The 4,862-nt window shown below is 43.9% G+C and carries 6 protein-coding genes; 3 read left to right on the forward strand and 3 right to left on the reverse strand.

The annotated features are described in order from the left end of the window. Window positions 1-170: 170 nt before the first annotated feature. From PY364_RS16975 to serA, 3 genes are all read right to left on the reverse strand, one after another. A complete protein-coding gene (locus tag PY364_RS16975; protein WP_343277732.1) occupies window positions 171-692 on the reverse strand; it encodes a Uma2 family endonuclease in 522 nt (173 codons plus the stop codon). 34 nt (window positions 693-726) lie between these two features. Further along, complete coding sequence (gene prmA / locus PY364_RS16980) at window positions 727-1,623, reverse strand: 50S ribosomal protein L11 methyltransferase (RefSeq protein WP_275524249.1); 897 nt, start codon at window positions 1,621-1,623, stop codon at window positions 727-729. 86 nt (window positions 1,624-1,709) lie between these two features. After that, on the reverse strand, window positions 1,710-3,293 hold the full coding sequence (gene serA, locus PY364_RS16985; protein ID WP_275524251.1) for a phosphoglycerate dehydrogenase: 1,584 nt from the start codon (window positions 3,291-3,293) through the stop codon (window positions 1,710-1,712). A gap of 205 nt (window positions 3,294-3,498) precedes the next feature. On the opposite strand from serA, the gene PY364_RS16990 reads away from it, so the two are divergent. From PY364_RS16990 to PY364_RS17000, 3 genes are all read left to right on the forward strand, one after another. Then, the gene (locus PY364_RS16990) at window positions 3,499-3,636 is read left to right on the forward strand and encodes a hypothetical protein (RefSeq protein ID WP_275524253.1); all 138 of its coding nucleotides are present in this window, start codon (window positions 3,499-3,501) and stop codon (window positions 3,634-3,636) included. A 111-nt stretch (window positions 3,637-3,747) separates the two neighbouring features. Then, window positions 3,748-4,260, forward strand: coding sequence for a hypothetical protein (locus tag PY364_RS16995; RefSeq protein ID WP_275524255.1), 513 nt, complete (start codon window positions 3,748-3,750; stop codon window positions 4,258-4,260). Window positions 4,261-4,291: 31 nt separating this feature from the next. Next, window positions 4,292-4,789 (forward strand): GNAT family N-acetyltransferase, encoded by a 498-nt coding sequence (locus PY364_RS17000; protein ID WP_275524256.1) that lies wholly within the window; start codon window positions 4,292-4,294, stop codon window positions 4,787-4,789. Window positions 4,790-4,862: the final 73 nt, after the last annotated feature.

The following is a 4,862-nucleotide window of genomic DNA, read 5'->3' on the forward strand; positions in this document are numbered from 1 at the left end:
GTAAAGGAACCGCCAGGATGGCGGCGTTACGAAAACTCGGTATAACTCTCTTACAATTGCTCTCTCACCCAATTTCTAAATGCTTTCATTGTAGCATTCCTACCTGCGGTTTTACTTTGCTCAATATAGTTGTGAATGATCTGACTCAGCGGCGGTAATTGAGGAAAGTTTTAACTAATATTAGACTCAACATACTTTCTATCTTGCAGGACATTGATTTGTAGTTTTTGCCCATTATATTTCCAAAGTTCAGGCACTCCTAATGATTCGTAATTATTAAACTGAGTGCGAGATGTAATATCTATTTCAATCGCCAAATCAGGCGGCGGATCTATTGTTAAATCGATCCGCTTCTTTCCTCTGATTGCCATTTCATTTTGAATATAAAAACAGTCATCAGCTTCTATCGCTTGAGCCATATTTTCATTTTTGAAGGTAGTAGAAGCAAGACTCCTAAATTCAATATCCAATTCTTCTAGTAGCGCTTTTACCAAATCGCCAATCATTACTTTGTAATCTTCATGTTCGGGGAATGGTGTCATTATTTCTAACATCCCTTTACTATATGAAATTCTGGGAACTGGGCGCGAGTCCAATTCGTCCAAAATAGTTTCATACATCTCCCAACTGACATTTTTAATCAATAATTGACTGCCTGGAGGGACAATTAATTGTTTTAGTTCTATTTGCATATTCAGATTCCTTATAATTAATCGGATATAAAATTTAAGACCGCCGAATATTAAAACAACACCAATCTTGCCGCCGCCACAGAGTCGCTACCACCCAACCATGCTGTTCTAAAGTATCAGCAATAGGTTTAGCTTGATCTAGCAAAATTCCACTAAGGACTCCCCAAGTAGTGGGTTTTGAAATTGCCTCAAACTGTGGAATCAAATCAATAATAACTTCTGCTAAAATATTGCACATCAAACCGTCAACAGGGTCTTCAATCATTTCTATTAAATCCCTGATGCTACCTTCTTCTACAGTTAACTGCTGAGAGAGAATCCGGTTAAGTTTACGATTACTAATAGCAGCGTCTACCGCTAAAGGATCGGTATCCACAGCATAGGCTTTTTTAGCTCCTAATAAAATTGCTCCAATTGATAAAATTCCCGATCCGCAACCAATATCAGCTATTATTGGAGCGTTTTCAGTTGAGCCAAAACCGAGCCGCATTTCTAAGGACTCTAAACATAACTGAGTGGTTGCATGAGTGCCTGTACCAAAAGCCATGCCAGGATCTAAACGTAACAAAAGCCTGTCTGAGTTTGTTGGTACTGGTAGCCAAGCGGGGTAAACTAAAAAGCGATCGCCAATTTCTTGAGGTTGCCAGTGCACTTTCCAACTGCTGGCCCAATCCTCTTCATCAATTAAATTCCACTGGGTAGCAGGTAGCGAGAAACCGGAACAAAGAGCATCTTGGCGCAGACGTAAAGAAAGAGCAGCTAAATCTAGTAAACCTGCCTGTTCTTCGGGCAAGTAAGCTGATATTAAACAGTAATTATTTTTCATCTCGCTGGCAGTTCCCCGACAGCCAAAATTTTCCAAACGCCAGAAGATTAAATCCTCCAACCCTGGATCGCAAATAACTCGAATTTCCCACCAGCTATGCGCCATAAATTAATTAAGAATTAAGAATTAAAAATTAAAAATTAAAAATTGGGATGCTTCATTTTTAATTTTTAATTTTTAACTTTTCTTTGCTAAAGAGTTACCGTGTAAGCATCTCGAATACCTGCAAGTTTGATAATCTCAGCCAATATTCCTTCTGGCAGAGGGTCATCAAGGCTCAGTACCATTACTGCATCTCCGCGCACGATTCTGCGACCTACTTGCATACTGGCAATATTGACATTAAAACTGCCCAACAGGGAACCTAGTTTGCCAATAATTCCTGGCATATCGCGGTGCAGGGTAAACAGCATATGGCGGCTAGGGGAAACGTTAACGGGGAATTCATCAACGCTGGTGATCCGAATTTCATTTTCACCGAGTACGGCCCCGGTGACGGTGTGCTCGCCGAGAGTTCCTTTAGCTTCTAATAGCAGCGATCCAGCGTAGTCTCGGACGGAGGCATCTCGTGTCTCGATCACGCGAATGCCGCGCTCTTTGGCTTCAATGCTGGCATTGACGTAGTTTACTCGTTCCCGTAGGGCTTGAGACAGGAGACCTTTGAGGGCGGCGACGACTACTGGCTGACTTTGATTGCTAGCGAGTTCGCCTTGGAGGCGCACGTTGAGGTAATCGACTCGTCCTCCCGCCAGTTGACTTACCAAGTTGCCGAGGGTTTCGGCTAATTGCAAGTAAGGTCTGAGTTTTTCGATCGCATCTGGGTAGATGCCAGGAATGTTTACCGCAGACCGGGCTGGCAGGCCCAGGAGCACGTCTCGAATTTGTTCTGCGACATCGATCGCGACATTCACCTGAGCTTCGGCTGTCGAGGCTCCTAGGTGGGGTGTGAGGATGGCTTTTTGACCGAGCGATCGCAGTGGGGAATCGGCTTGCAGGGGTTCGTGTTCGTAAACGTCTAAAGCTGCACCCGCAATTTGACCCTCTTCTAAGGCTGCTGCTAGGGCTGTTTCGTCGATGATACCGCCTCTGGCACAGTTGATAATCCGGGCGGTGGGCTTCATCTTCTCCAAGACTTCAGCGTTAATCAGGTGATAGGTTTCTGGAGTTTTGGGGATGTGCAGGGTGATGTAGTCGGATTCACGCATCAGCAAATCTAACTCTACCAGGCGACAGCCAATCTGTTCGGCGCGTTCGGTGGAGATGAAGGGGTCATAAGCGAGTAATTTCATCCCCATTGCTTTGGCGGCGGCGGCGACGTGGGAACCGATTTTGCCTAAACCGACGATACCGAGAGTTTTTTTGTAAACTTCAACGCCCATAAAGCGGTTGCGTTCCCATTTACCGTTTTTCACAGAACGATCGGCATCGGGGATGTAACGGGAGATGGCTAGCATCATGGCGATCGCGTGTTCGGCGGCTGCGATCGTGTTACCTTCTGGGGAATTGACGACTACGATACCTTTGCGAGTAGCGGCGGGTACGTCTACATTATCAACCCCCACGCCAGCCCGGCCGATGATTTTAAGCTGATTGGCTGCTTCAATTATTTCTTTAGTAACTTGGGTGCCGGAACGGATCATCAGAGCGTCATACTCTGGGATAATTCGCACCAGTTCCTCTAGTGGTAAACCAGTTTTTACATCAACTTGAGCAACTTGGGACAGAATATCAAGTCCAGCAGCATCAATGGGATCGGAGACAAGAACCTTTGGCATAGCAGGTGGGGCAAAGTAAACAAAGCTTTCCGCAGTATGCAATTGTATCTGTATCGGGGGTCTATGTACTGCCTTTTGCCGGAAAGATTTTAACTTTCCCTTGAAAAATACATTGAAAATCCCTCAATCCTTTACCTAGTAAGTCTTTTATCGCTATAATCCGTAATGGGACTTACGCAAAAGTATCTGTAACGCCGCCCTCTGGATGGTAAAGATACCGCCCAGAGGGCGGCGTTACGTGGTGCTTTTGCGTAATTATTGTTCTCCTTCGGGCAATGGTGGCGGTGCTGCTGAATGTGATAGTGTCATCATTTATGGGATCTGGTGCGATCGCGCATCATAGCAGTTTGCAATTGGGTGAGGCATAACCTTTTAATTACCAATTACCAATTACCAATTACCAATTACCAATTACCAATTACCAATTACCAATTACCAATTACCAATTTGAGTTATGAATTATCTAGTTGCCGTACTTCCAGACCGCATTCAAGCCGAAGCTGCTTATTCTGCCCTTGAGAAAGAAGGCTTGCCCATGAAGCAAATTAGCATCTTAGGCAGAGGATATAAAAGCGCTGATGAATATGGCTTAATTGACCCCAAGGAACAAGCAATCAAGCAAGCTAAGTTTATGGCAATTTGGCTTGTCCCCTTTGGATTTTTCGCAGGCTTTAGTTTTAGCTTGATTACTAATTTAAAGACTTTTGCCTTTGCTGGGGAAGTTGGCGATCACGTCATTGGTGGTATTTTAGGTGCTATTTCTGGGGTTCTGGGAAGTCTTTTTGTTGGCGGCGGTGTTGGTTTAGTATCTGGGGATGCTTTACCGTACCGCAATCGCTTAAATGCCGGCAAATATTTGGTAGTTGTTAACGGCAATGAAACTCTCACCCGCCAAGCGACAACTATCCTCCGCCGATTCGATCCTGAAAATATTCAAGGTTACGGTGATTCTAATATTTTTAGTTGAGCAGATACTCAAAAAATAGTATGAGGGGAGTGTGTTAAAGCTTAAAACTGAACGCCTGGAACTAATTCCTTATTCGCTGGAAGTTGCAGCAGCAGCAATCGCGGATAAATATCAGATCGAAAAGCTCTTAAATGTCAAGATTCCTAGCGATTGGCCTTGGTCAGAGGTAGAGGAAGTCTTACCCTTTTTTGCTCAGTTAGCTGCCGATCCGTTACAGTTAGGCTGGGGGGCTTGGTTGATGATTCATAGTAGAGAAAATACTATTATTGGCGATTTAGGCTTTGGTGGCAAAAATGAGCTGGGAATAGTTGAAATGGGTTACAATGTTCTGCCTGTCTATCAAAACCAAGGTTACGGTTTTGAAGCGGTACAAGCACTGGTTAATTGGGCATTAACTCAACCAAATTTACATAAAATTATCGCTACTTGCCCTCAAGACCATTTAGCATCAAAACGGATTTTAGAAAAAGTGGGAATGCAATTAAAAAGTTGTGAAGAAGGTTTATTAAAATGGGAGATGACGGTATAATATACGGTATAATATACTTTCAGGAATTACCCAAAAATATTTGTAACGCCGCCCTCTGGGCGGTAAAGATACC

The sequence above is a fragment of the Kamptonema sp. UHCC 0994 genome, from assembly GCF_029167235.1.
GTDB lineage: Bacteria > Cyanobacteriota > Cyanobacteriia > Cyanobacteriales > Microcoleaceae > Kamptonema.

Bases quoted from the DNA above. Each gene is read 5' to 3' on its own strand.
- PY364_RS16975 (WP_343277732.1), bottom strand. From the start codon at position 692: ATGCAAATAGAACTAAAACAATTAATTGTCCCTCCAGGCAGTCAATTA.
- prmA (WP_275524249.1), bottom strand. From the start codon at position 1,623: ATGGCGCATAGCTGGTGGGAAATTCGAGTTATTTGCGATCCAGGGTTG.
- serA (WP_275524251.1), bottom strand. From the start codon at position 3,293: ATGCCAAAGGTTCTTGTCTCCGATCCCATTGATGCTGCTGGACTTGAT.
- PY364_RS16990 (WP_275524253.1), top strand. From the start codon at position 3,499: ATGGTAAAGATACCGCCCAGAGGGCGGCGTTACGTGGTGCTTTTGCGT.
- PY364_RS16995 (WP_275524255.1), top strand. From the start codon at position 3,748: ATGAATTATCTAGTTGCCGTACTTCCAGACCGCATTCAAGCCGAAGCT.